Genomic DNA, 3,888 nt, shown 5'->3' on the forward strand with positions numbered 1-3,888 from the left:
ACCGCGAGCGAGAATCGTGCACCGAGCGTCCTTCGTGTGAACCTGACGGTTGAGGAGCCGAGTGCGTCAATCGCGCACGCTCGGATCTGTGGGGGGCCGGAACGAGCAATCGTCCGGTCTACCCGACCAATAACTCACTAGACATTTATCAATATGCTTTCATCCCATAGCGCCCTCGCATTTTGGGGAGACGAGGCAGGAGATCGGATTGTCATGACACACCATAGCTTGGAAGACTGGTGTCGGAGGATGTCTAAAAGGATGTGGGCCCGTCAGTGTTTCATTACTCAAGGGTGTATAGACCGCTATTACCTGAGCGCTTCTGCTACGCCTGAATCAAAGGTAGTTCTGTATCGGGCCCCGCTCGGCTATGGAAAATCTGTACAAGTGGCCTTGGCAGCAAACACTCACGAACAGGAACTTGAGAGCGCCGTTTATATCAATACTCGATCCTACCCTGACTCATGTGACGTTAATGACAGTTTGTTTGCAGCGTTAGTTTTATATCAACTCGAAGGAGTTGAATCTTGGCGCACGATAAAAAGTGACATCGACACCATCGAAGTTCTTCGAAACGCACTGTGTAATGCAAAAAAGACGATAAGAATTTGCCTTGATGGGGTTGGCGAGGCTAAACATACCGCGGATTTGATTGAGGATTTAATCTATGAAACACCGAGCAATGTGAAATTTTTCATTGCACCGAGTAGCGTCGGGGCGTTGCCACGTTTGTCTATGATGGCGGGTGTTGTAACGTATGGTGCTGATGAACTTGTATTTACAGAAGAGGAGGTTAGTGAATTATCGGGTATGGGTGGCCCCGAAGCCAGCAACATCATAAAAGCCACCGGTGGATGGCCAGCACTTGTCAGGCTTATGTGCCGAACCCCAAACCCAAATCTCCCCGCAGCGACTTGGCCGGAAACTCGCTCGTATTTCAGGGACAACCTCTTAACTGGACTACCCAAGAATACGAGGACCTTTCTTTGCAATGCAGCGATGCTCGAAGTAATCAGCGCTGAATGCTACGACTATGTATATAAGACAGAAGAGGCCGACCGGGAAATTTCGTTTCTTAACGAACATTATGCTCTTTTAGCTCCCACCGTGGCTTCTGGTGATCGTATGGATATGCACTTTGTGCTGCGAGAGTATTTGCGTAGTTTATTTAACACCACCCAACGAGAACGTCGCTCGTATGTGCTGAAACGGGTCGCATTCTGGCATTGGCGTAGGGGGGAGTATCCCCATTCAATCAATGCAGCTCTGGAAGCCAGTGACCATCGCTGGGCTCGCGTCGTAAGTGACAGCATTATCCTGGACGTGGCGCTCAGGCAGGGTGAAATCGAAGTACTTCGCACCTGGTTTGAAAAAGTACCAGCTCGTACGATAAAAAAAATCGCTTCCTTGAGCATAGGTTACGCGTGGATTTTGTATTTTAGCCAACAAGCTCGTCAAGCAGAGGAAATACTGGCTAGTTCGCTTCATCCGAGCTCCAGGGGGTTGGGCAATCTTGATGAGGAAGGATGGCGGGAATTGGTTAATGCGATAGGCAAAGCTACACAGGATGAATTACTGGAGAGTCAGGTTCTCTGTCAAAAATGGATAGACTCCTTTGGCGACCGTAACATGGTTGGCAAAGGCGCCGCACTTACTTGCCAGGCATTCATTGCCTCCAGTGGACGACATTTTGAAGAGTTGGAGCGATTATCGCATCGAGCGGCTGTGGCCATCCAGTCATCCAATCAACATTACGCTTTTATTTGGCTTAAAACGGCAGAAATTCAGGCTGAACTGTTTAAGGGTGACATCGCCCGAGCAATGAGAGCGTTGATTCAGGCGAATAAAACAGCAGAAAAGAGTCAGGTGCCAAAAACTTTTTTAAATAAAATGTTTGGCGCTCTTGAGTTACAAATCCTACACGAACAGAACCATCACCTGGTTACCCAGGAATCCGCACAGGCTTCGTTCGATTTCGCTTTGAACTATGGTGTTACAGATATTCTGTGGGGGTGTACACAGGCCTACAGCCGTTTTCTGTACCACCAAGGGTTCCGAGATAGAGCCATGGCCTTGTTGGAACAATCTCGCCTAGCCGCCTGCGAGCGAGAGCTCTCTCGCCTCAACATCCTGACTAAGGTTCAGTTAGCTGAGTTTACTCTCCTGAACAACGAGGAATTGGGTCCACCCATACTCCCCGATGAATGTGAGCTGACGTTCCTGCCAAATCAAAACCAGGCCATTCAAGCACGTATGGCCCTGGTAACCTCAATGTATAGACTACGGCTTGGGAAACAGTTTGGTGTCGCCGAAAAATATGCCAAACAAGCACTACAAAGCGCCAGCGCAATTTCAGATGCTAGAACCAGGATCGCCGCCCACTATTGTCAGGCCCTGGCAGCCTTTGCCCTCGGTTCATCAAAATCGGCGAAGCGCACGATTCTTGATGCCAACCTACTTTCGGAACATTTGAACTGTCACTTCACACGGCTCTGGATCAAAGAAGCGCTACTTTCTCTTAGCCCCCTTGCTCAGGATCTTTTTAACGATCTGCCAGACGACTCTGAAGCTAAAGCTACGAAGGATCCCGATGTCAGAATAGAAGACTCCAGCGTGCCACCTGTGCCCGGCAATGCCCACTCAACTATCACGATAAAGCAGATTTCTCTGTTGAAATGCGTAAGCAACGGAATGACCAACAGAGAAATAGCTGAACGGCTTCTTGTGACGGAGGATACCGTCAAATGGCATATGAAGAAGATTTTCAGCGAACTTAAAGTAACCAACCGGGTTCAGGCAGTCACTGAAGCTCGACTGCGCGGACTTTTATAGTGCTACAAAAACAAAAGAGGAATCGAGCGAATATGCAAAAAATAGTTATTATTGGCGCTGGAATAGCCAGCCTGACCGCCGCAGAGGCTCTCCGCCGGAATGGATTCGACGGAACGATTACCATTTTGGGCGAGGAAAACACGCTGCCTTACCAGCGTCCCCCGTTGTCCAAAGCCTATTTGACCTCAGATGAGTTGCCCTCGCCAACTCCGATCCGTTCTCCTAATTTCTTTCGGGACAACAAAGTTGAATTTGAACAAGGCGGTAAAGTAATAGCGCTTGAACGATCGGCAAAGCAAGTAGTGATTCAAGGCGGCAGGAAAATTAAATACGACACGCTGATTTTGGCAACAGGAGCGAGGCCACGTCCTATTGATTTACCTGGTGAGAGCGCAAAAAATGTTTTCTATCTCAGGAATCTTGACCACTCCACCGCATTACGTAATGCCCTGTTAGCCCCGGAATGCGAGAAGGTGGCCATTCTCGGCGCGGGTGTTATCGGGCTCGAAGTCGCCTCCGCTGCCAATCTACAGGGAAAACAAGTCTCTGTGTTTGAGGCCAACAGCCGAGCGATGTGTCGAGTAGCGTCACCATTAACAAGTAATTTTGTCAGAAACCGCATGGCCTCTGCCGGCGTAATGTTCTACTTCAATGCTAGCGTCAACCAGATTCTCACTGAGGGAGACCGAGCTTCCGGTATCCGTTTGTCCGACGGCACTACCAAACCCGCAGACGTCGTTGTTATCGGTATAGGAGCCATCCCCAATGCCGAACTTGCGCAAGACGCAAACCTGGATTGCGACGGTGGTATTATAGTAGACAGCGGCATGCGTAGCTCCGACCCTGACATATTTGCGATCGGAGATTGCGCTAAAGCCGTCAACGTTTCCACCAATACACCCATCCGAATAGAAACTATTCATAATGCCATGCTTCAAGCACAAATTGCGGCGGCTCATATTTGTGGTAAACCGTCTCCGCCTGCCTCTCCTCCTCGTTTTTGGTCAGATCTCAACGGCATGAAAGTCCAGTGTATTGGAATCGCCACTGGATACG

2 protein-coding genes are annotated in these 3,888 nt (G+C 49.4%); both read left to right on the plus strand.

All coding sequences use genetic code 11. The features are described 5' to 3' along the window. The first annotated feature begins 261 nt into the window (after positions 1 to 261). Positions 262 to 2,832, plus strand: a complete 2,571-nt coding sequence (locus tag C4S71_RS22180; RefSeq protein WP_235014819.1) for a LuxR C-terminal-related transcriptional regulator — start codon at positions 262 to 264, stop codon at positions 2,830 to 2,832. Between the two features lie 32 nt (positions 2,833 to 2,864). Then, positions 2,865 to 3,888: NAD(P)/FAD-dependent oxidoreductase (locus C4S71_RS22185; RefSeq protein ID WP_103970585.1), on the plus strand; the 1,024-nt coding region annotated here is incomplete at its 3' end.

This window comes from Billgrantia desiderata, assembly GCF_900108215.1.
Classification (GTDB): Bacteria; Pseudomonadota; Gammaproteobacteria; order Pseudomonadales; family Halomonadaceae; genus Halomonas; species Halomonas desiderata.